The sequence below is a fragment of the Actinopolymorpha sp. B9G3 genome, assembly GCF_040120725.1.
Lineage (GTDB): Bacteria > Actinomycetota > Actinomycetes > Propionibacteriales > Actinopolymorphaceae > Thermasporomyces.
The window spans coordinates 57,104-79,973 of record NZ_JBEEAB010000022.1; the positions used below are offsets into that span (position 1 = coordinate 57,104).

Below are 22,870 nucleotides of genomic sequence, written 5' to 3' on the forward strand. Positions count from 1 at the left end.
CGACCCGGACATCGGCGCAGCTGGCGGTGGTCTGCCCCGGGTCACCTGCTCCGAGGTGGGTTCATGCCAAGAGTGTCGCGACCCGTTCGGCGATTTGGACAGTCCCGGGTCGTGCGGGACGGGGAGCCGTGCGCTTCCAGCAGGCGTGGAGCAGGGCGCGCGCCTGCGTCCAACGGACCACGCGGTCTCGGTCGAGTTCAGCAGCTTCGGCGAAGATCGCCAACCGGCGACGGAGATTGGCGCAGAGATCGTCAGCGGCCAGCTGACGCTGAAAGCCGCCGATCGCCACGCTCACCGCGTCGTTCGCCGGGTCACCCGCAAACCCCTTGGGATCGATGGCCAGCCAGGGTTCGCGCGTCGCTCGTACGACGTTCTTGTAGTGCAGGTCTCCGTGGACGAGCGTGTCCGGTTGCTCGCGACCGAGCTCCCGGATGGTGCCGATTGCCGCGTCGACGACCTGGCGCGGCACGTTGTCGGAAAGCGCGTCGTAAGCATCGAGGAGCTGGAGCTCCTGCGCCTCCGCGCGTTCGCTGAGCCGTGGAACCTCCGGTGGGGCTGGGATCGCGAGCCGGCGGGTAAGGCGTCCGCACACGGCTGCGGCCTCGTCGTCATCGTCGAGATCGACCAAGGTGCTGTGCTCGACCCGCTCGAGGAGCATGGCGAATCGCGCATCGTCACGCTCGAACAGCAACACCGCCCCGCGGCCCGACCACAAGGCGAAGGCCGTCGGCTCGTGGACGTTGCCGGGGTGGGGAAAGGAGACCTTCAGGACCGCGGGAGAGCTGTCGCGACGCTGCACAGGTACGACGATCCCGACCCTGCCGTGCATCACCGGTCCAGCAGGCGTACACGTCCAACGCCCGAGGAGTTCCTTGACGAGGCTGGGCAGCGAGGCGATCCAGCGCGCACCTTCCACACCTTCGCGATCGGTGATCTCGCGTGCAAACCCAGGAGGCACGTCGATCATCGAAGCAGCCTAGTGGCTTCGCACCAGCGTCCCGCCGCCACGTGACCTTCCTTGTCATGCGAGGTCGAGGGCGACCACCTCGTGGTCGGTGATGCCCGCGACGGCCACCTCGGCAACGCCGTCGGACACCTGCACCTGCGCGGACGTGTCCGCCCGCAACAGGTGTGCCCGGCCGACCCGAGCCCCAGCGGGCAGGACCACCCGCACCCGCTGCTCCCCGAGGGGGACCAGTTCGCGGAACGCCCCTCGCATCAGCATCGGGTTGGTGAGGTTGACGAGGTGGACTGTCAGCGATGTGGGCTGCCGCCAGACGGTGACGTCGACGATGCCCTGACCGGTGACCGTGACCGGGTGTTCCTCGCGCGTCGCCCATGCGACCGCGTTGCGCAGGAGCCGGCCATGGTCGGGATCCAGCACCTCCCAGAACGTCCGGTCGATGTCCCAGGGGAAGTAGACGACCCGCCCGGCCCCGACCTCGCGAAGAAGGACCGAACGCTCCCCAGCATCGGACTCAGACTCGATTTCGCGAGGATAGACCTCTTCCATGGGCAGGTCGGGGTGGGACGGGACGAAGGTCAACGGACGCGGCGACGACTCGTCCAGTACCTCCACAGGCACCCGACCGACCCCATAAATGATGCGCGAGGCGTCGTCGAGTCCTTCGAGAAGTGCGTGCCGCCGGCCGGTACGCGGATCCTCCCGCAGCCGGATGTAGGCGTTCCTGATGCCCGTCTCGGTGTCCCTGGCCGGGGCGACGCCGAACAGATCCTCCAAGCCGAAGCGGGTACGCCGAACACCCCACTCGTCGTACAACGAGGTCTCGTGTGTGGCGACCACACTGCCTCCACGGGCGACGAACTCGCGGATCTGGTCGCACTGGGCGTCCGAGAGCGCGGCGATGTTGGGCAGCACGATCGTCGAGAAGCTGTCGAGCACGTCGGGAGTCAGCATCCCGTCGTGCACCATCTCGAACGGAATTCTTCCTTCGAGCAGCGCTTGGTAGACGCCGGAAATGTGATCCTCGACCTTGAGGCGTGCCGCCCCGCCACCGTAGAACTTCGCGGTCTGCTGCGAGTAGGCGACGGCCACCCGGGCAAGAGGCACCTGATCGCAGAAATAGCGTTCCCATCTGTGGTGCCACCGGTAGAGGTCCTCGACCACCTTCAGCCAGCGGCCGTCGTGTACCACGCCGGCGAATTTCGTGAACCACGGGCGCATGCCGTTGGCGACGCTCTCCGCCACCCAGATGCGAATCTCGTCGCCGCTCTGTGTCGAGTCCTTCCAACGGTGGGTACCTTCCAGGCCGACACTGAAGATCCCGCCGATCGGCTTGTCTCTCATGGTGGCGCGGTATTCCTTGGCGTTCTTTCCAGCCGCCCAGGGTGTGACGATGCCGGAACGCCCTTGTTTGTCTGCGAAGGCAGTGTCGGCGACTCGGGCGAACTCGCTCATGTCGAGGTCGCTCAGGGCGCCGCCACCAGAGTTGGGAATGAACCGCGCATCAGGATTCGCCGCACGGATCGCGGTGTCCCACTGCCGGCACAGCGCAAAGAGGCGTTGCTGCCGCCAGACGATGTACGCCTTGCGGGCTGGATCCTGTGGGTCATCCGTCCGGGGAAGATCCATTCCAGCAGAGTCTCGGAAGTTGCGCTGGCAGTGCTCGCAGTAACACATGCCAGATCCGGTCCACCGGTTGCTGAAGATGCCGACGACGTCGTAACGAGCCATGATCTCGGCGTTCACGTCGGGCATGTACGTGAAGTTGTACGGCCCCAGCGCGCAGGTCACCCACGCGTCGGGCGTCGACCAGTGGCGGCGCTTGTCACCGTTGGCGTCGACGGCGATCCAGTCCGGGTGTGCGTCGAGGACCGGCTGATGCACCGCGTGCGGGTCTGTACGCGCGAGCACCGCCATTCCCCTGGCCCTGCAGCCCGCGACGAGTTCGCCGAACGGGTCCCCGCCGTTCATCCACCGGCTGCGATGGTGCAGCGGAACGTCGGTCGGGTAGTAGGCGACGTATCCGCCCGCGCTCAGGCAGACAGCATCACACTTGGTGCGTTCGAAGTAGTCGAGCCAGAAGTCGACGTCGTACTTCACCGGGTCGTCTTCGACAAGCGTGAGTTGCCCCCACCGCATCACCCGATCGAACCACATCCGACGGCGCCCTTCTCCCGCGCCGGGCGAGGGCTGCCTCATGTGCTGATGAAGAACTGTTCGGGGTTGCACGGTGCGGGGTTCGGATAGATGTAGGAGGCCGGCATGTGCTTCGGAACGTTGTGGAAGTTGTTGCGGACGACGCCGTAGCCATCCCCTGGAATGCTGATGCCGATGACATAGAACTCGTCCGCGGCGATCTCGAGGATCTGCTTCATGAGAGTCTTCCGTGTCTCCGCGTCGGCGGCGAGCTTCAGCTGGTCGTACAGCTGGATCTGCTTTCGGGCGGCGGCCGGTGGACGTTCTACGCCCGCGGTCGCGTCGTCGCCGGAAAGGCCCTGGTACCACGCCTGCCAGGCTGAGCACCACATCGAGTTTCCGTCGAAGGGGAAGAAGTACCTCGGGTCGAGGATCACCGCCTCGCCGCTTCCGCCACCGAAGCGGTGAATGGTGGCGTCGAAGTCGGCGTTCGTCCTGACCCGCTCCTCCCACAGCGAGCGGTCCATGGCCGTGATGTTGACACTGATGCCGACGGCCTCCCACTGGGCCTTGATGAGCTGTGCCATGTCGACGAATACCGGCCGGCCGTTGTCGATGTCGAAACCGATGGTGATGCGCTTGCCGTCGGGACCCAACCTGAACTTGCCGTCACGCTCGGTGTAGCCGGCCTTGTCGAGGAGCTCGTTGGCCTTGTCGACGTCGTACTCGGTGTACTGCGTGGCGAGCTGTTCGTTGTAGTGCTCCGAGTCCGGCAGCGGTGCCGCCTGCCAGGGCTTTCCCTGCCGCAGCAGCACGATGTCGATGATCTCCTCGCGGTTGAGGGCGTGGGAGAGTCCGATGCGGACGTCCTTGTTCTGGAAGAACTCCCGCATGGCCGGGACCTTGTGGTTCAGGTTGAGTTGGATCACACCGGCGTTGGGTTCGGCGAAGGTTGTGGCGTAGAAGTCGTACCCGCCCTCCTTCCGCCCGCGGGCGATCACCGGCTTGTTCTCCGGGACGGCGAAGAACTGGTCCTCCATGTCGATCTCGCCGTTGACCACCATGAGGGTCAAGGTGTTGGTGCTGTCGCCCTGCATGACCCGATAGTCCAGCTTGTCGATGTACGGCAGCTGCCTGCCCCTGGGGTCGACCTTCCAGTAGTACGGGTTGCGCTCCGCGATCGCGCGACCGGATCCGCCACTGGGAGGTTCGCTGAACGTCCAGGGATGCAGCAGCGGCTGACTCTTCACGGCATAGCGCACGCTGTCGTCGTCGATCCCGCCCATGTTCTGGAACAGCTGCACCCAGTCTGACTGGTTGTGCTCCTTGACGAGTTCATCGACGGTGTCGTTGTACTTCGGGTGGAACTCGCTGAGGTAGTGCTTGGCGTATCTCACCGGCGCGTCGCCGCCTGGCTGGGCAAGTTTCTGGAGGAAGAGCCCATGTGCCTTGGGGAACTCGAACACGACGGTGTGGTCGTCCACCTTCTTCACGCTGCCGAGCTCACCCTCGATGAGCATCCAGCTCGGCGGCACCGGAGTGAGTTCCTTGTTGAGAACGACATCCTCGTACCAGAACAACACGTCGTCGGCGGTGAACGGCTTCCCGTCCGACCACCGCATGCCGTCGCGGAGCTTGAACGTGTACGACGTGCCGCCTCCGCCGATCTCGAAGGACTCGGCCACGTTGGGAATGGGAAGGGGCTTCCAGTCAGGCGTCCAGCGCACCAGACCCTCGTATCCCTGGAACCGGTTCAGCTGGGAGAAGGAGCCGGAGCCGCCCGTGAGGCCCATGTGCCATGACCCGCCGTACGTACCAAGCCGGTCGACCGGCTCGACCACCATCGGACTGGTGGGTAGGCGTTCCGCAAGGGGTGGGAGATCGCCACTCTTGACGAGACTGGCCAGGCTCGGCGCCTCCTTGTCCTTCAGCTGGCCACCGCCGCCGCCCTTCTGCTGGGGCTTGGTGGAGAGCGCGTCGCATGCCGGGAGGGAGGTCAGCGCGAGGACTCCCAGCGCACCCGCTTCGACGAGACGCCGCCGGCTGAGACGGTGGCGGGCGATGTTCTTCTCGCTCACGACGTGACTCCTGACTCTCCGACACGGCCGGTCGACATGAGCCGGCCGTCGCCGGAAGGGGGTGAACGCTACCGATAGTTTGGGCCGCGTATCGCCACGGAACGTACTGTCCGTACACTTGTCTGTCAAGTACGCAGGGCAGACACTGGGGAACCCTAGAGCACGCCGGGTAGGTGGTGCGCTGTCGCTGCCGGAACTGGCCCGGGAGAGTCCAGGAGGGCGCATGAAGGAGACACTCCGGACCGTGACGGTGGTCGACGCCGTCTGCGACGCGATCCGGGAACGCATCCTGACCGGAGAGCTGGGTCCGGAGGAGGTGCTCTACGAGCAGGCCACAGCCGAGCTCTACGGCGTTGCGCGCCCCACGGCCAAGGCCGCGATCGACCGACTGGTGAACACCGGTCTGCTCCGCCGGTCGGCCAACAAGTCGGCACGTGTTCCGCGGCTCACCGAGTCCGACGTTCACGATCTCTACTTCAGCCGGCTCGTCATCGAGAGCATGGCGGTCTCCCACCTCGCGTCCGAGGGCCTGCGGCCGGAGAAGGCCAGGAAGGCACTGCGTGAGTTCGACCTGGCCGTGAAGGAAGGATCGGTCGAGGGGATCATTCGTTCCGACATTGCGTTCCACTACGCCTTCGTCGAACAGCTCGACAGTCCACGGGTGCTCCGCATGTATGACTCGATCATCGGCGAGGCACACCTGTGCATGGTCGTGAAACAGACGCACCAGCTGCTCGGTCCGAAGGCGATCGCCAAGGAACACAGGGAGATCTACGACGCGGTCGTGGTCGGCGATGCGCAGGTGGCTCAGGCGAAGCTGTCTGCGCACCTTCACCGGTCCGAGCATGTCATCCGGTCGCATTTCCGGGAAAGTGCGAACCCCACGTCGGCGTCGTGACTCGTTGCTCGACCATCTAACCTGGTCGAATGGTGGCTGGCCGGCGGATCGCGCGCGCTGCACTCGTGGTCAACGCGAGCTCACGCACGGGTACGGAGGCGTTTGAATTCGCCCGGCAGAAGCTGCGTGACCTCCGCGTGCCGCTCGCAGAGTGCTATCAGGTCACTGATGCCGCTCGACTTCCGGAAGTCTTCGAGGACATCGTGGACCGCCATGACGTCGTCATTGTCGGCGGCGGGGACGGCACACTGAGCACTGCTGTGGATCATCTCGCCCATCGCGACGTCGCCCTCGGGGTTCTTCCTCTCGGTACGGCGAACGACTTCGCCCGAACCCTGCAGATTCCCGCCGATCTCGCAGCGGCGTGCACGACGATTGCCGACGGCAAGGTGGTCGACATCGACCTCGGCCGGATCGGTGACAACTGCTTTGTCAACGTCGCGTCGGTGGGCTTGTCCGTCGGCGTCACGAAAGCGCTCAGCCCCACCTTGAAGCGGCGGCTTGGGCCACTGGCGTACCCGATCGCTGCGATGCGCGCCTACCGCAAGCACGAGCCCTTCAGCGCACGGCTGGAGTTTCCGGACGGCGACCAGGACAGCATCGACCTCGACAGCCTGCTCCAGGTGGCGATCGGCAACGGCCGGCACTACGGCGGAGGGAACGTCGTGTCGCCCACGGCGGGCATCGATGATCACATCCTCGACGTGTACGCGATCCGCAAGGGCAGGTTGCGCGACCACACCAGCATCGCGAGGTTCCTACGTGACGGCACATTCGTCGAACACGAGAACGTCCTCCACCTGACCACCCGCACGGTGTCGTTGCACGCCGATCCGGAACAGCCGATCAACGTGGACGGCGAGGTGGTGACCTCGACGCCGAAGATGTTCGCCGTGGACCGCAACGCGCTCGTCGTCCTCGTACCGCAGGGTTCGACAGCCGCGCACCTCGACGCACCGCGATGAGGTGGGTCACTCGGGTTGGTCGGGCTCGGGGCGGCGGTCGGACCGCCGCCTCCCCTTGCGGTCGTCGATGACGAGAAGCTTGGTGCCCTTGTTCTGCCGTCGGGTGAGGCCTTCTGATCGGTGGTGGACATATTTCGGGTCCATGCGGAACTTCTTGATCTTCGTCTTTGCCGGGCGCATCTCAGACCTGCCCACAGAGCGTGGGCAGGCCGGACCGCCGCGCGTACGTACGCACGGTCGAGGTCTCCCTGGAGTGTCAGGAGGGAACGGAATCCCTCCGGCACTGGCGAGATCAGCGCGGCAGGTTCTGCGGGACGAGACTGAGCCGGGAGCGTCCTACAAGAAGATCGCCTATGAATGAAGGCGGAAGCCTGTCGGTTTGACACCACACCGGAGGGTGAGATGGACCGCCGAGGCTGTCATGAGGGAACTCTTTCCTGTGCGAGTGGACGATGACAGTGGGCGCAGGCGATACCTCGCGCCCTGCACGCGCGGACAGCGACGCTGGAAGGCGTCGTGGCGCGGATCAGGTCAGCGGCAGGAAGCCGCGGGGGAGAACGCAGAACAACCGACTCGCATGGTTTCTGGTCTCCTCTCGCACTCGTACGTGAATGAGTCGCGTCATGGTCTCAACCGGCAGATTCGAGCGTCAAGGAAATATCGGTTGGCGGCGTGTACGTCCCTGCGCAGTACCTCCCGGAGACGCCGGCCGCTTGCGCCACTCTGCCCGATTCGCTGCGCTGGCTCTGGCCTGATCAGTGCGGAAGCATGATCCCATTCGAGTAGGCGACCCCGTGGATCGTGACGGGGTTACCTGACACGTGATTCACCGTCACACCGGCACGCAACATCGCCCCGCAGGAGGGCGCGAGGTTCACCCGCACATCGATGAGGGTCAGGTTGCGTTTGATGTGATGCAGGTTGCCCGTGATTCGCTGAGTCGTCGTCACCTCCCGGCGGGCACCACAGGGCCTTCCGCTGCCGTTGACCGGGACCGCCCACAACGTCAGCCTGACGGTGGCATCACCGCCCGGGTAGTAGCCGTATTCCCTGCTGAGCTCGACGTCGGCCAGGACGTTCGCGAACTGTGCGGCGACAACCGGCACCAGTTCGTCGAGCACGGTGACACTCGTGCGGATGACATTGCACTGCGGTATTTCCGGGTCGCGGACGCGGGTGACGCACGTCTCTCCCGGGTCGGCCCACTGCATCGAAAGCAGAGGTGCGCGTATCATCGACAGAACTGTCAGCCCTGGATCCAGCGTAATCCTCGCGACCGCGGGGTTGAGCAGGGTGGCTGCCCGGCCCCGCAACTCACAGGTAAAGGTACCGTTCTTGGGAACCGTGAGTAGCCAGCGGCCGGTCTCACTCTCGACGCCGTACGCCTTGCCGCTGAGGTTGCGTGCCGTCCACGGTGAACCCCCGGCTCCGGCACAGATGACTCTGGCCTCCATCAGGGGTGTGCGGACGATGTTGCTGCGCCCGGCGAGACGGCCGAACAGGTAGAACTTTTCTCCCGCTCGCAGCGTCATCGGCGGGAGTCGCAGAACCGGAAGCAATGGAGCGTCTTTTGCCGGCAGCACAGTACGGAGCAGTTGGCGGGTCGTGATTGCTTTCAGGCCTGAATTCACCTCCGGCACAGCGGCAGCCGCCGCTGGTGCGTGCGAACGTGGCGTGTCATCCGTTGATCGTGCACAACCGCTGAAGGAAAGGAAGAACGCCGCGACACAGACGGCAAGGATGGCCCGACGCATAGGAGAAGACCTTTGGACAATATTCGATCAGGATTATTCGAAGTCTTCCGTCGGTCCCTGGGACTAACCTCCGCTGGACGGACGTGTTCGGTTTCTCACGCGTTCGCTCCTGCTTTCCAGTGTGAGGTGACGAGGTCGCTGACCTGTTCGAAGGCGTTGATCTCGGTGGGGTTGAACCGGTTCTTCGTGAGAGCGACGCACCGGCCGGTGGCGGGAAAGCCGGTCATCTCGTCGACGAAGCCGGCCTTACTCAGGGGATGTCGGAGCGGGCGCCGCGATCGCGACAGCCGTGAGGAGAAAGAGGACAGGAAATCTCGGTCCGGATGAGGTCGGACTTGGCCACATCCTCCGGCTAGGTCCTGTGGCAGGCGTACTCCGGCGGCTGGGGTCCGTCGGGATTTTGTTCAGTTGACCCGGTTTGCAGAGGCCATCGCCGCCGGATGTCCTCTGGGATCCGGGACTTTCGGCCCTGCCTGGATGAGCAGTGCGTCATGTCTGGTCTTGTTCAGTGGCGGTGACGCCTCCCCGGTGGTGTCAACGCTGCCTTGCAGGGGACTCCGACGGCGACGCGGGACAGCGGTGACGATGAGCACAACCCGACTGGGGCGGGACAGCGGCGACCTCGGCGACGTCCGCCCGAACGGGCATGAAGGGCGCGTTGAGGGGCAGGCGCTCGAGCGTCTGCTGGCAGCGATGGAAGACTTTCGCGACGGCAACTTTCGTCGTCGCGTCACGCCGACGAATGCCGATGACCACGACGAGGACATCGCCGCCAGGCTGGCCACGGTGTTCAACGAGATCGCCGAACGAAACCAGAATCTCGTCGGCGAGCTGATGAGGGTGCGGGGCGCAGCCGGTCGCGATGGCCAGACCGCCGAACGCCTGAACCTCGACGCGCAGGGTGACGGCTGGTCGGTCGCGGAGACCGCGGTCAACGACCTGATGGAGGAACTGCAGCGGCCGACCGCCGAACTCAGCCGGGTGCTTGACGCCGCGGCCGAGGGCGACCTGTCGCAGCGAATGTCGTTCCACGTGTCCGGCCAGACCGGTGACGGCGAGTTGGACGGCCTGAGTACGACGGTCAACGGCCTGCTCGACCAGCTCTCGGTCTTCGCCTCCGAGGTGACCCGTGTCGCCAGGGAAATCGGAACGGACGGCCGGCTCGGAGGTCAGGCGCAGGTGCCGGGGGTCGCGGGGACCTGGCGTGACCTGACCGACTCGGTGAACTTCATGGCGGGGAACCTGACCGCTCAGGTGCGTGACATCTCCCAGGTCGCCAAGGCAGTCGCCCGCGGTGACCTCAGCCGCAAGATCTCCGTCGAGGTCTCGGGCGAGATGCTCGAGTTGAAGAGCACGATCAACACGATGGTCGACCAGTTGTCGTCGTTCGCCGACGAGGTGACCCGGGTCGCGCGTGAGGTCGGCAGCGATGGCGCGTTGGGTGGTCAGGCACAGGTGCCGGGGGTCGCGGGGACCTGGCGCGACCTGACCGACTCGGTGAACTTCATGGCGGCCAACCTCACCTCGCAGGTCCGCAACATCGCGCAGGTGGCGACGGCGGTCGCCCGCGGCGACCTGAGTCAGAAGATCGACGTGGATGCGCGGGGCGAGATCCTGGAGTTGAAGTCCACGATCAACACGATGGTGGACCAGTTGTCGTCGTTCGCCGACGAGGTGACCCGCGTCGCCCGTGAGGTGGGTACGGACGGACGGCTGGGTGGCCAGGCCCAGGTTCCCGGTGTGGGCGGCACCTGGCGTGACCTCACCGACTCGGTGAACTTCATGGCGGCCAATCTCACCGGCCAGGTCCGCAACATCGCCCAGGTGGCGACGGCGGTCGCCCGCGGCGACCTGAGTCAGAAGATCGATGTCGACGCGCGGGGCGAGATCCTGGAGTTGAAGTCCACGATCAACACGATGGTGGACCAGTTGTCGTCGTTCGCCGACGAGGTGACCCGCGTCGCCCGTGAGGTGGGCACCGAGGGTCGGCTGGGTGGTCAGGCGCAGGTCCCGGCGGTCGGCGGTACGTGGCGTGACCTCACCGACTCGGTGAACTTCATGGCGGCCAACCTCACCTCGCAGGTCCGCAACATCGCCCAGGTGACCACGGCCGTCGCCCGCGGCGACCTGAGTCAGAAGATCGATGTCGACGCGCGGGGAGAGATCTCGGCGTTGAAGAACACGATCAACACGATGGTGGACCAGCTGTCGTCGTTCGCCGACGAGGTGACGCGGATGGCCCGCGAGGTGGGCACGGAAGGCCGCCTCGGCGGTCAGGCCCAGGTCCCGGGTGTGGGGGGTACGTGGCGTGACCTCACCGACTCGGTGAACTTCATGGCGGCCAACCTGACCGCGCAGGTGCGTTCGATCGCGCAGGTGACCACCGCGGTGGCTCAGGGGGACCTGAGTCAGAAGATCGATGTCGACGCGCGTGGTGAGATCTCGGCGTTGAAGAACACGATCAACACGATGGTGGACCAGCTGTCGGCGTTCGCCGACGAGGTGACCCGCGTCGCCCGAGAAGTAGGAACGGAAGGTCGACTCGGCGGTCAGGCTCGGGTCCGCGGCGTTGCCGGTACGTGGAAGGACCTCACCGACAACGTCAACATCATGGCCGAGAACCTCACCGGCCAGGTCCGCAGTATCGCCACCGTCGCCACCGCGGTGGCCGGCGGCGACATGAGCAAGAAGATCACCGTCGAGGCGTCGGGCGAGGTCGCGGCCCTCGCCGAGACGATCAACGGGATGGTCGACACGCTTCGTGCGTTCGCCGACGAGGTAACGCGGGTGGCCCGCGAGGTGGGTACGGAAGGAATTCTCGGCGGGCAGGCGCGGGTGCCCAACGTCGCCGGCACCTGGAAGGACCTCACCGACAGTACGAACTTCATGGCGAACAACCTGACCAGCCAGGTACGCAACATCGCCCAGGTCACGACCGCCGTCGCGCAGGGGGACCTGAGCAAGAAGATCGACGTCGACGCGCGGGGCGAGATCCTCGAGTTGAAGAACACCATCAACACGATGGTCGACCAACTCTCCGCGTTCGCCTCCGAGGTGACGCGCGTCGCCCGCGAGGTCGGTACGGAAGGCAAGCTGGGCGGGCAGGCCGAGGTCGTCGGCGTCTCCGGCACCTGGCAGCGGCTCACCGAGAGCGTCAACCACCTTGCCGGCAACCTCACGACCCAGGTGCGGGCGATCGCTGCCGTCGCGACAGCGGTCACCGAAGGCGACCTGACCCGGCAGATCACCGTGGACGCGTCCGGTGAAGTGGCGGAGCTCAAGGACAACATCAACCAGATGATCGCCAACCTGATGGAGACCACGAAGACCAACCTCGAGCAGGACTGGTTGAAGACCAACCTGGCCCGGATCTCGGGGTTGATGCAGGGCCACCACGACCTGAAGGCGTTGGCCTCACTGATCATGAGCGAGTTGGCGCCGCTGGTCTCCGCCCAGTACGGAGCGCTCTACCTGGCCAGCCAGGGGCCGAACTCCGAGGTCGTTCTGGAGCGGACGGCGAGCTACGGCGCGCCACCTTCGGATCTCGTCGAAGGCGTCAGGGCGAGGTTCCATCTCGGCGAGTCGCTCGTCGGCCAGGCCGCGGCGGACAAGAAGACGATCCTGATGGCCGGCGCACCCGAGAACCTGAAGATCGCCTCCGGGATGGGGACGGTCAGCCCGGCCAACGTGATCCTCGTCCCGGTGCTGTTCGAGGGCCAGACCCTGGGCGTGATCGAGCTCGGATCCGTCCGCGAGTTCACGCCCGTCCACCAGGACCTGCTGGACCAGCTGAAGGAGACCATCGGCGTCAACGTCAACACGATCGTCGCCAACTCGCGGACCGAGGCGCTGCTCGGTGAGTCCCAGCGCCTGGCGTCGGAGCTGCGGGCCCGTTCCGAACAACTCCAACAGCAGCAGGACGAACTGCAGCGTTCCAACACCGAACTCGCCGAGAAGGCCGCCCTGCTCGCGAGCCAGAACCGCGACATCGAGATCAAGAACATCGCGATCGAGCAGGCCAGCCAGGAACTCGAGGAGCGCGCCCAGCAGCTGTCGATGGCGTCGCGCTACAAGTCGGAGTTCCTCGCCAACATGTCCCATGAGCTGCGTACGCCGTTGAACAGCGCCCTCATCCTGGCGAAGCTGCTGTCGGACAACCTGGAAGGCAACCTGACACCGCAACAGATCGAGTTCGCCAAGACCATCCACGCGGCGGGGAGCGACCTGTTGCAGATGATCAACGACGTCCTGGATCTCGCCAAGGTGGAGGCCGGGCACATGGAACTCCTGCCGGTGCCGGTGCCGGTGGAGAGCCTTGTCACCTATGTCGAGTCGCTCTACCGGCCGCTCGCGGCCGACAAGGGGCTCGACTTCTCGGTGACGGTCTCCCCGATGGTGCCGGCGAGCCTGCAGGCCGACCGCCAGCGACTCCAACAGATCCTGCGGAACCTGCTGTCCAACGCGATCAAGTTCACGCACGAGGGAAGCGTCCGGTTGTCCATTCGTACGGCCGACCCGGCCGAGGTGAGCAGCCCGTCGTTGCGGGTGGCGCCCTCGCGCATCGCCTTCGTCGTCGAGGACACCGGCATCGGCATCCCGCCTGACAAGCTCGCGCTCATCTTCGACGCGTTCCAGCAGGCCGATGGGACGACGAGTCGGCAGTACGGCGGTACCGGGCTGGGTCTGTCCATCTGCCGGGAGCTGACCCGTCTGATCGGCGGAGAGCTGCAGGTCCACAGCGAGGCCGGCGCAGGCAGCACATTCACGCTCTACGTCTCGGCAGGGGAGCGGCCCACCCGGGCGGCTCTGACGGTCGCCGAACCGGAGGCGGTTCCGGGCCCCGTGCCGAGCCGTCATGTGGCCCGTTACGCGGAGCACTCCGGGAGCGGAGAGCGCCATGCCCCGCTGGGAAGCGCCGCGACGCAAGGGCCGGACGTGGGGGACCGGCTTGAACAGTCGCGCGGCGACAGGCCGTCGGGTGACGGGCCGTCGGGTGACGGGCCGTCCGGCGACGGGGCTGCCGAGCTGACGTCCCACGAACCCGCTCTTCGTCCTGAGGCGTCCGTCGTGGCGCCCGCTCCCGCCGTACCGGAGCAGGCAGCCTCACCAGAGGAACACGGACGCCCTTCCTGGCAAGACGGCGACACGGTGCTCGTCGTCGACGATGACCCGCGCTATGTCTACGCGATCACCACGACGCTCGAGCAGCACGGGCTGAATGTTCTCTGCGTCGACAACGGCCTGGCCGGCATCAGGGCGCTGGAACAGCATGACGACATCCGCCTGGTCCTGATGGACGTGATGATGCCCGCTCTGGACGGCAACGCCACGATGGCGACCATCAGGCGGATGCCCCGCTACCGCGACCTTCCGCTGATCGCGGTCACCGCCAAGGCGATGAAGGGTGACCGGGAGAAGAGTCTCGCCTCCGGTGCCACGGAGTACGTCGCCAAACCGGTCGACATCGAGTGGCTGCTCCAGCTGATCGCGACCTACCTTCCGACGGACACGCCGGCCCTCGAGTAGGCGCGGGAAGCACGCGCCGCGTCACCTGATCCGGTCGACCTCATCGACGCGGCGGCTGGTGAGGCGGGCGCTCATCAGGCTGACCACCGCGACAACGCCGGCGACGACGAGCGGGATGATCAGCGCGGAGCGCAGGGAGTCGGCGAACGCCTCGGCGATGGCGGCGAGGACCGCGCGGGAGATGCCGTCGTCGACACCTGCGAGAGCGCTGTCCTGGATCGGGCCGATGAGCAGCATCTCCGCCAGAGTGCCGGCGGCGACCACGATGCCGACGACGGTGAGGGTGCGCCAGCGGTTCAGTGAGGTCAGCAGGGCAAGCGTCAGCAGGCCGGCGGCAAGGACGGGGATGACGTACGCCAGAGTCGGCGCCATCCGTGCGATCGTGCGTACCTGTGCGAGCGCGGGAACGTCCACCAGCACGATGCTCGTCATCTCGTCCGGCAGTTCGGACGGAAGTACGGATCCTGCCGGGCCCAGCCGGTCCGCCAGCGGTCGGACCAGCTCACGGATGTCGACCGAAACCTCTCCACCGTTGCCGGTCAGCAGGCTTTCGCGGGCTGCCAGGCTGGCGGCGAGCCAGATCCTCGAGGCCCCGGGCGTACGCATCACCGCAGGGATCTCCTGCCGGACCACGTCGACGACGATCGGACTGAGCCCTTCGCCACCTCCTGCCACCGTTTCGGCCACCCGGTCGGCCATGGCGCGTTGGACAGAAGGGTCTTTCGCCAGCGGACCTACGGTGTCGGCGTAGGCGGTGCCGTGCAGTTGCGCGTTGAGCCACACGACCGGAACCACGGCCAGGACGGCCAGGCAGGCGAGCAGGGCAAGCACGCCTGAAGCCACGTGGCGTCCTCGCATGGTGGCAGTCTGTCAGCTCCGGGGTCGTCGAGAGCATTGAGCGCAGACGTTGGGGAATTGCCGGACCTACATGTCACGGGTCAGCCCGTCGCTTGTCTCGGCCACGACGTACCCGTCGTACCCCTGCGCGGTGGGTCGTGGGAAATTGTCTCGAACCGGAGCCCGACTGGAGCCTAGGATCGCGTGCCGTGACCGAGCAGGATCTCCCGGCAACCGATGAGGATCTCCCGCCGACGGAGCAGGCGACTGTGCTGACGACGCCGCGGCTCCGGCTGCGGGAGTTCACCAAGGACGACGTCGACGCCCTGGTCGAACTCGACGCCGACCCCGAGGTCATGCGCTTCCTCACCGGCGGCAAGCCCACGCCACTGGAGGAGGTCCGCGACGAGGTTCTGCCGAAACTCCTTCGCGAGTACGCACTCTTCCCCGGCTTCGGTCGCTGGGCGGCGAACGAGAAGGCCACCGGCCAGTTCCTGGGATGGTTCGGGCTCCGTTCGGCCGAACGCATCGGGCCCGGCTGCGCCACCCTCGGATACCGGCTCCGCCGAGCCGCCTGGGGCCGCGGTCTTGCGACCGAGGGGTCGCGTGCCCTCCTCGCCAAGGCGTTCACCGAACTCGGCGTGCAGCGGGTCTCCGCCGACACGATGGCGGTCAACGAGCGCTCCCGAAGGGTGATGGAGAAGGCGGGACTGACGTTCGTCCGTAATTATCACGAGTACTTCCCCGACCCGATTCCCGGAACCGAGCATGGTGAGGTCGAGTACGCCGTGACGAAGGTGGAATGGCTCCGACGGTTCGGCCAGGCGAATCCGAGGTAGACCGACTCATGGAGAGGGAGTGATCGGGATGAGGAGCGCCGACCTACTCGTCGATGCGTTCGGCCGGATCCGCGAGGAGGTCCACGCGGTCGTCGACGGCTTGTCGCCTGACGATCTTGCCTACCGCCTCGATGCCGCCGCGAACTCGATCGCCTGGCTGGTATGGCACCTGACCCGCGTCCAGGATGACCACCTCGCCGACGCGGCGGGAACACCGCAGGTCTGGACCGAACGCGGCTTCGTGGACAGGTTCGGTCTGCCGTTCGAGCCGTCGGCGACCGGCTACGGGCATGGCACCCACGAAATCGCGGCCGTACGGGTGCAGACGTCAGGACTGCTCACGAGCTACCACGACGCGGTTCACGACGCCACGGTCGCCTTCGTCGAACGGCTCGTCGACAGCGATCTCGACCGCATCGTCGACGAGGCCTGGGATCCGCCGGTGTCGCTCGGCGTACGACTCGTCAGCGTGATCGGCGACGACCTCCAGCACGTGGGGCAGGCGGCTTTCGTCCGCGGCGTCGTCGAACGCCGACCCGCCTGGCGCCTGGACGGACGCGAAGCTGACGGCTGACCTTGTGACCTAGCCTTCGCGCGGACGCCGGCCGGCGCCGGGAAGGCTCGCGGGATCCACCAGCGGGCCGAGGTGGCGGAGCTTGTCCGGGTTGAGGACATTGCGTAGGGCACGTACCTGGCCGTCCGCGATCTGGAGTTCGAAAATCGCGGCGAGGCGTCCCTCGGCGTCGACCATGCGGCCGCCCGGTTGGCCGTTGACCATGGTCGGTTCGAGCCGCCCACCGAACGTCGCGACCTGCCGGATGATGCCGAGCAGGAAGCGGGCGACCTGGACCCGACCCTGGATCGGCCTGGCGATGGCGGGCGCCTTGCCGCCACCATCGCCGTCGAACACGACGTCCTCGGCGAGTAGCTCTTCCAGCACGGTGATGTCACCGGTTTCGCAGGCCGCGAAGAAGGCGCGCGCGAGGTCGTCCCGGCGTTCGCGGGACGCCTCGAAACGTGGCTCGCCGGCGGCGATTCGGCGGCTTGCACGGGTGAAGATCTGGCGGCAGTTGACCACCGACTTCTCGACGATCCGGGCGATCTCGTCGTAGTCGTAGCCGAAGAGCTCGCGCAGCAGGAAGACGGCGCGCTCGACCGGTGACAACGTTTCCAGGACGACGAGGAACGCCAGCGAGAGACTGTCGGCACGTTCGGCTCGGACGGCCGGGTCGGATTCGACGTCCGTGGCGAGCAAGGGTTCGGGCAGCCAGGACCCGACGTAGCGCTCTCTGCGTACTCTCGCCGACCGCAGTTGGTCGATCGCCAGCCGGGTCGTGACCGTGACGGCATAGGCGGACACCGATCTCACCTCCTCGGCGGGCGTGCGATGCAGGCGGAGGAACGCCTCCTGGACGACGTCCTCGGCCTCGGCAACGCTTCCGAGCATCCGGTACGCGATCGAGAACATCAGCGGTCGCAGCTCGTCATGGTGCTCGGCTGCGAGATCGGTGGTCACGACCTCGATCCAACCACGTTCGCGCGAGCAGCTGCCTTACCTGGCAGCCGTGGTCGGTGCGAGGCGCTCGATGTCGAGATCGTCGCTCTGCCGCCGCCGGGTGAGGAGGCCGAGGATGATGCCGCCGACCGCGACGGCGATGGCCGCGAGGAGCAGCACGAGCAGGTCGGAACGCAACGATCGGGAAAATTCCTGCGCCACCGCGTCCAGGAGTGCGCGCGAGGTGTCGTCGTCGACCGTCGCGAGGTAGCGGTCCCGGGCCAGCCGAAGGGCGAGAATCTCGACCAGCGCGACGACGGCGACGCCGATCCCGGCGATCGCCAGGGTACGGAAGCGTCGAGCCGAGATCAGCAGGGCGAGCAACAGCAGGCCGCCGGCGACGAGGGGAAGTGCCTGCGCCAGCGTCGTGGTCAACTGCGAACCTTCACGCGCCCGTGCGACGGCAGGTGAGTCGACCAGGACGACTCTCGAACTGTGCGCCGGGAGGTCGGCAGGTACGTCGACGCCTTCGGCGCGCAGTCGTTCGGACAGGATGGCGACCAGCTCGTCGATGTCGACGGTCACCTTGCCGCCGTTGCCGCTGAGTAGGGCGTCGCGGGCAGCAAGGTTGGCCGCCACCCAGATCTCGGCAGCTTCCGGAGTGCCCAGCACCACAGGCACTTTGCTCTGGATCGTGTGGGCCATCTCCGGCGGGACCTCTCGCCCGGATGACTCGATCGCCTCCGCGAGACGGTCGGAGATGGCGCGTTGCACCTGCGGGTCGCGCGGCAGTGGGCGTACGGTCTCGGCGTAGTCGTCGGTATGAAGCTGTGCATCGAGCCACCGGACCGGAACCACGGCGACCGCCACGGCACATGCGAGCAGGACGAGCAGACTGGAAAACACACCCCGTGCCATCATCCGCCGCAGTCTGCCAGGGGCTGGGGCAATTTGTCAGTTTCGCGCCTATCGTCCTTGTGGGCGGTATGGGCGCTTCACGCGGCGCCACAGTGTGGCCGTGGGCGTCCCCTGCGACGTGGGCGCCACTTGCGACGCCGACGCCGCCATGATCATGAAGGGAATGCGGTCCATACGACTGGAAAACCTTCACGATCACGGTCATGATCACGGTGTGACGGGCGCGTGGTGGTGCAGGGCGGCGCTGTGCAGTGGCGTGCGGGGGAGCGTCCTTGGTGGCGTCATCGCCGTGGGTCTCTCGCTCGGGCTCGCGCCTGCGGCGTATGCGGACTGTGCGGAGCGCCCCGCGCCTTCGGCACATGCGTTCGAGGGAACGGTCATCGCGACCGACGACGGCGGGCGGACCGCCACGGTGGTCACTGAGAACGGCGACCAGGTGACGGTCGAGAACCCGGCCGCGGACGGTGTGTCATCGTCGGACCGGCGGTTCGCCGTCGGCGCGTTGTACGAGTTCCATCCGACCAACGCGACCAGTCCGTACCGCGACAACGGCTGCACCGCCACCCGTCGGCTGTGGGGCCCGCGGCCGGCACCGATCGAGCCGGACCAGGGCTTTCTCCCCGCGTGGCTTCCGGTGGACGACCATGCCGGCGCCGCTGGATATGCGCTGGTACTTGCGCCGGTCGTCCTCGCCGTCCTGGCGATCGGCGTCGGGTTCGGCATGACCCGGAGAAAGCGCGCGGCCGGCCCGCCAGACGTTCAGCGGGAATCGTCGTCCTGACGTCGCCACTCCGCGGCACGGGACCGGAGCGCGCGACTGTTACCGCTGAGCGGGCGTAGCGACTCCTCCGCGGTAGCCGGACCACCTCCCGGGACGGTGTGCTGGGGCCGGACATCGACCTTTGCCGGCCATGGATTGTGGTCTAACCTCTGACCAGCATGGACCGGCACGATCCGTCACGTCCGATGGCGAAGGGGTGGGCTCGTGGGACGCGCTGCTTGCTGGCGAGGTGTTGTCGTGCCGCGGCGGGATCGGCTCCGGCACCTGCTGATGGCCGTCGTCGTCGCATGTGCGGGTCTGGCGGTCGCGATGCCCGCGGCGGCGCAGGATCGTACGACGAACACCGAGGCGCTCGCCGCGGCGCCGGCTACCGGCGGGACGATCACCGTCGACGGGCGCGCCGGCGGGCGGACCTTCAACGGTGTCGGAGCGGTGAGCGCCGGAGCCTCGTCCCGGCTGCTCGCCGACTACCCCGAACCGGAACGCAGCCAGGTGCTGGACTATCTCTTCACGCCGGCGTACGGAGCGGCGCTCGACATTCTCAAGGTCGAGATCGGCGGCGAGACGAACTCCACCGACGGCGCGGAACCGAGCCACCAACGCGAGCCCGGTGTCGTCGACTGCGACCGGGGCTACGAATGGTGGCTCATGAAGCAGGCCCGCAAGCGCAACCCCGCCATCAAGCTCGCCGCGCTCGAATGGGGGGCGCCCGGCTGGTTCGACGGCGGCTTCTGGAGTCAGGACAATATCGACTACATCCTTTCCTGGCTTGACTGTGCGGCCTCACACGGCCTGCGCATCGACTACGTGGGCGGCTGGAACGAACGCGGCTACGACACGGACTGGTACGTCGCCTTCGACAAGGCGCTGGCTGAGCGGTTTCCCGACATCGAGATCATCGCGGCCGACGAGTGCTGTCGCGAAGATCTGTGGCGGGTGGCCGACGACATGGCCGCGAACCCGGCGTTCGACAACGCGGTCGACATCGCCGGCGTGCACTTCGCGTGCGGCAACCGCGACCAGCGCAGGGAGTGCCACAGCACCGAGACCGCGCGCGGCCTCGACAAACCGCTGTGGATGAGCGAGGTCAGCGCGCAGGCACACGACGTGGGCGCGGCGCCGGCCGCTCGGTCGATCAACCGGATGTACGTCGACGCTCGGCTGACGGGGTACCTGACATGGTCCGCGGTCTCTGCGTGGTACGCCCATTTCCCCATCGCCGACACCGGTACGATCCTCGCCGAATGGCCGTGGTCCGGCCACTACCAGGTCGGGTCGACGGTATGGGCGTTCGCGCACACGACGCAGTTCACCGACCCGGGCTGGCGCTATCTCGACACCGGCAGCGGCTATCTCGACTCCGGTGCGAGCTACGTGAGCATGGTGTCGCCGGCCGCCGACGACTTCACCACGGTGGTGGAGACGTTGGACGCCACCGAGCCGGCCACGGTGGAGTTCGACGTCACCGGAGGACTTCCCACCGATGGCGTCCAGGTGTGGTCCACCGATGTCGGGACCGCCACCCAGGCCGACGATTTCGTGCGTACGAAGGGAATCCAACCGGTCGACGGCTCCTTCACCATGACGCTGGAGCCAGGGCACGTCTACACGCTCAGCAGTACGACGGGGCAGGGCAAGGGCTCGGCACGCCCGCACGCGGGGATAGGCGAGGAAATGCCGCTTCCGTACCGCGAATCCTTCGACGACGACGAACCTGGCAAGCTCGCTGCGTACTTCTCCGATCTCAACGGCAGTTTCGAGACCGCGCCTTGTGCGGCCGGTCGCGCCGGCATGTGCTACCAGCAACAGACTCCCCAGCAACCGATCACGTGGAACTCCGCCGGGCTGATGGATCCGACGACCGTGGTCGGGGATCCGCGATGGTGGGGCGACTACCGCGTGCGGACGGCGTTCATGCTCGACGGCCCCGGCCATGTGGAACTCGTCGGGCGGTCGTCGGGTCATCCGGCGACAAGGGAGACCAAGCTCAGCGGCTATCACCTCCGCGTCGCGAGCGACCGGACCTGGGAGCTCACCAGTCACGACCAGTACGGCGGAGACCAGGTTCTTGCGACTGGCACGGTCGAGGTCGAAGTCGGCACCTGGCACACGATGGCACTGCACATGCGTGGTTCGGCGATCAGTGTGGAGGTCGACGACAAACGACTGGCGACGGTCGAGGACAGGCGGCAACGCACTGGTTCCGTCGGGCTGGTCGTGAGCGGCTGGAACCATGCGCAGTTCGACGACTTCGCGGTGTCGGCGACCGCGCCGCGTCCGCGGTTCGTGCCCAAGGCAGATCTCGAGGCGTCCGCGACGACGAGCACCGGATTCCTTGGCGGGTATACCTATGAGGCCGCGCGGGCGGTCGACGACCGGCCGGAAACCTGGTGGTGGGCCGAGCACGAACAGGTCGCTCCGCTACCGCAGGCGATCACGGTCGATCTCGGTGCGCGCTACAAGACGCACGGGATCGTCGCGCAACCGCGGCTGCAGGCGTCGCCGATCGGCATCACCACGCGCTATCGGGTGTGGCTCAGCAACGATGGCAGGACCTACTCACCTGTCGCCGAAGGTTCCTGGGCGCTGACCAATGCGACGAAGACCGCGAGCTGGCCGGAACAGTCCGCCCGGTTCGTACGCCTGGAAGCGCTCGAGGCCGGGTGTCGCGGGCGTGCCGGTATCGGTGAGCTCGACGTCGCGCTGACACCCTTGATCGGGGGCACCGACGAGGGTGAGGACCTCAGCGGTTTCACCTACGTTCCCCAGGAACGGATGAGTGCGACGGCATCGTCGTACCAGGAGGGCTTCGAACCGTCGAAAGCCATCGACGGTTCCTGCACGACGATGTGGCACAGCCGCTTCGACCCGCCGGCGCCGCAACCGCACACGATCACCCTCGACCTGGGCGGCGACTATCCGGTCGAGGCGTTCATCTATCAGCCGCGGCACGACGTGAACAACAACGGCATCATCACGCGCTACCGCCTCTCCACCAGTAGGGATGGCGAGAGCTTCACCGTCGTGGACAGCGGAACCTGGTCACTCGACCTTTCGACCAAGGTGGTGCGGCTCGGGACGGCTCGGGACGCGCGATACGTACGCCTCGAGGCAGTCGACGGAGGGGCGGGCCTGGCATCGGCGGCGGAACTCGAGGTCGCGTACGACGCTGCTCGGGGGGTGCGCACCGCACAGGCACGCTGACACACGCGCCGCGACAGCCTCCCGATGCGGCGCGCCCGCCCAACCGAACGCCGGTGGGCCGCCCACCGCGGGAGCGTCGTGTGGCGTGGGAAGCGGCCGGGTGGTTGTTCGTCATACGTTTATGGCCTCGCAAATCCGTCCATATGTGTGATGTTCACTGCTCGGTCGCTCCTCTCTCGCGACCCGCAGAGGGATCTGGAGGTTCGCTATGCGGATTGCAGCAGTTGTCGTCGTCATCTGGCTCGCCATCGGCGCCCTGGCAGCGGTCCAGCGGGGGTACTTCCAAGACTCCGAGGCAAGCTGCGCCGAGGCCGGGAACGTAGTGATCACGGTCGTGGCCGGACCGTTGAACTATGTGGGCGTCAACCCGAAGATCACGTGCAAGGTGCCGCAGCCATCCTCGTGACGGGGGTCGTTACGCGCACCGTCCACCACGGCTACTGTGCGGCGGACGTTGTTGCGGCACCGGCAGCCG

Annotated in this window: 17 protein-coding genes; 8 read left to right on the top strand and 9 right to left on the bottom strand. The window is 66.7% G+C overall.

What is annotated here, in order from left to right; all coding sequences use genetic code 11:
* Positions 1-61 precede the first annotated feature (61 nt).
* The 3 genes from ABNF93_RS28335 to ABNF93_RS28345 are packed head-to-tail and all read right to left on the bottom strand — an operon-like array spanning position 62 to position 5,178.
* On the bottom strand, positions 62-967 hold the full coding sequence (locus ABNF93_RS28335) for an aminoglycoside phosphotransferase family protein (RefSeq protein ID WP_349331266.1): 906 nt from the start codon (positions 965-967) through the stop codon (positions 62-64).
* Positions 968-1,021: 54 nt separating this feature from the next.
* Positions 1,022-3,163 (bottom strand): alpha-amylase family protein, encoded by a 2,142-nt coding sequence (locus tag ABNF93_RS28340; protein WP_349331267.1) that lies wholly within the window; start codon positions 3,161-3,163, stop codon positions 1,022-1,024.
* A complete protein-coding gene (locus ABNF93_RS28345; RefSeq protein ID WP_349331268.1) occupies positions 3,160-5,178 on the bottom strand; it encodes an ABC transporter substrate-binding protein in 2,019 nt (672 codons plus the stop codon). The genes ABNF93_RS28340 and ABNF93_RS28345 overlap by 4 nt, the downstream gene beginning before the upstream one ends.
* Before the next feature lie 223 nt (positions 5,179-5,401).
* Here ABNF93_RS28345 and ABNF93_RS28350 point away from each other — a divergent pair, with 223 nt between their 5' ends.
* Positions 5,402-6,076 (top strand): GntR family transcriptional regulator, encoded by a 675-nt coding sequence (locus ABNF93_RS28350; protein ID WP_349331269.1) that lies wholly within the window; start codon positions 5,402-5,404, stop codon positions 6,074-6,076.
* A gap of 29 nt (positions 6,077-6,105) precedes the next feature.
* Complete coding sequence (locus tag ABNF93_RS28355) at positions 6,106-7,041, top strand: lipid kinase (RefSeq protein ID WP_349331270.1); 936 nt, start codon at positions 6,106-6,108, stop codon at positions 7,039-7,041.
* Between the two features lie 6 nt (positions 7,042-7,047).
* Here the strand turns inward: ABNF93_RS28355 and ABNF93_RS28360 are convergent, their stop codons facing one another.
* From ABNF93_RS28360 to ABNF93_RS28370, 3 genes are all read right to left on the bottom strand, one after another.
* Positions 7,048-7,221, bottom strand: coding sequence for a hypothetical protein (locus tag ABNF93_RS28360; protein ID WP_349331271.1), 174 nt, complete (start codon positions 7,219-7,221; stop codon positions 7,048-7,050).
* A gap of 575 nt (positions 7,222-7,796) precedes the next feature.
* Positions 7,797-8,573, bottom strand: a complete 777-nt coding sequence (locus ABNF93_RS28365) for a hypothetical protein (protein WP_349331272.1) — start codon at positions 8,571-8,573, stop codon at positions 7,797-7,799.
* A gap of 317 nt (positions 8,574-8,890) precedes the next feature.
* Positions 8,891-9,022, bottom strand: a complete 132-nt coding sequence (locus ABNF93_RS28370) for a hypothetical protein (protein ID WP_349331273.1) — start codon at positions 9,020-9,022, stop codon at positions 8,891-8,893.
* Between the two features lie 358 nt (positions 9,023-9,380).
* Between ABNF93_RS28370 and ABNF93_RS28375 the strand changes: the two genes are divergently transcribed.
* On the top strand, positions 9,381-14,321 hold the full coding sequence (locus tag ABNF93_RS28375; protein ID WP_349331274.1) for a HAMP domain-containing protein: 4,941 nt from the start codon (positions 9,381-9,383) through the stop codon (positions 14,319-14,321).
* 21 nt (positions 14,322-14,342) lie between these two features.
* Here the strand turns inward: ABNF93_RS28375 and ABNF93_RS28380 are convergent, their stop codons facing one another.
* The gene (locus ABNF93_RS28380; protein ID WP_349331275.1) at positions 14,343-15,179 is read right to left on the bottom strand and encodes a hypothetical protein; all 837 of its coding nucleotides are present in this window, start codon (positions 15,177-15,179) and stop codon (positions 14,343-14,345) included.
* 188 nt (positions 15,180-15,367) lie between these two features.
* Here ABNF93_RS28380 and ABNF93_RS28385 point away from each other — a divergent pair, with 188 nt between their 5' ends.
* Both ABNF93_RS28385 and ABNF93_RS28390 read left to right on the top strand, forming a co-directional pair.
* Entirely contained in the window at positions 15,368-15,997 is a 630-nt protein-coding gene (locus tag ABNF93_RS28385; RefSeq protein WP_349331276.1) for a GNAT family N-acetyltransferase, read from the top strand.
* 28 nt (positions 15,998-16,025) lie between these two features.
* Positions 16,026-16,571, top strand: coding sequence for a mycothiol transferase (locus ABNF93_RS28390; RefSeq protein WP_349331277.1), 546 nt, complete (start codon positions 16,026-16,028; stop codon positions 16,569-16,571).
* Positions 16,572-16,580: 9 nt separating this feature from the next.
* Here the strand turns inward: ABNF93_RS28390 and ABNF93_RS28395 are convergent, their stop codons facing one another.
* Positions 16,581-17,513 (bottom strand): RNA polymerase sigma-70 factor, encoded by a 933-nt coding sequence (locus ABNF93_RS28395; RefSeq protein ID WP_349331278.1) that lies wholly within the window; start codon positions 17,511-17,513, stop codon positions 16,581-16,583.
* Positions 17,514-17,549: 36 nt separating this feature from the next.
* Positions 17,550-18,413: a hypothetical protein gene (locus tag ABNF93_RS28400; RefSeq protein WP_349331279.1), complete on the bottom strand. Its 864-nt coding sequence runs from the start codon at positions 18,411-18,413 to the stop codon at positions 17,550-17,552.
* Between the two features lie 211 nt (positions 18,414-18,624).
* On the opposite strand from ABNF93_RS28400, the gene ABNF93_RS28405 reads away from it, so the two are divergent.
* The 3 genes from ABNF93_RS28405 (at position 18,625) to ABNF93_RS28415 (ending at position 22,801) form a co-directional block, all read left to right on the top strand.
* Positions 18,625-19,191, top strand: coding sequence for a hypothetical protein (locus tag ABNF93_RS28405; protein ID WP_349331280.1), 567 nt, complete (start codon positions 18,625-18,627; stop codon positions 19,189-19,191).
* 237 nt (positions 19,192-19,428) lie between these two features.
* Positions 19,429-22,395, top strand: coding sequence for a discoidin domain-containing protein (locus ABNF93_RS28410; RefSeq protein WP_349331281.1), 2,967 nt, complete (start codon positions 19,429-19,431; stop codon positions 22,393-22,395).
* Positions 22,396-22,603: 208 nt separating this feature from the next.
* Positions 22,604-22,801, top strand: a complete 198-nt coding sequence (locus tag ABNF93_RS28415) for a hypothetical protein (protein ID WP_349331282.1) — start codon at positions 22,604-22,606, stop codon at positions 22,799-22,801.
* Positions 22,802-22,870 lie beyond the last annotated feature (69 nt).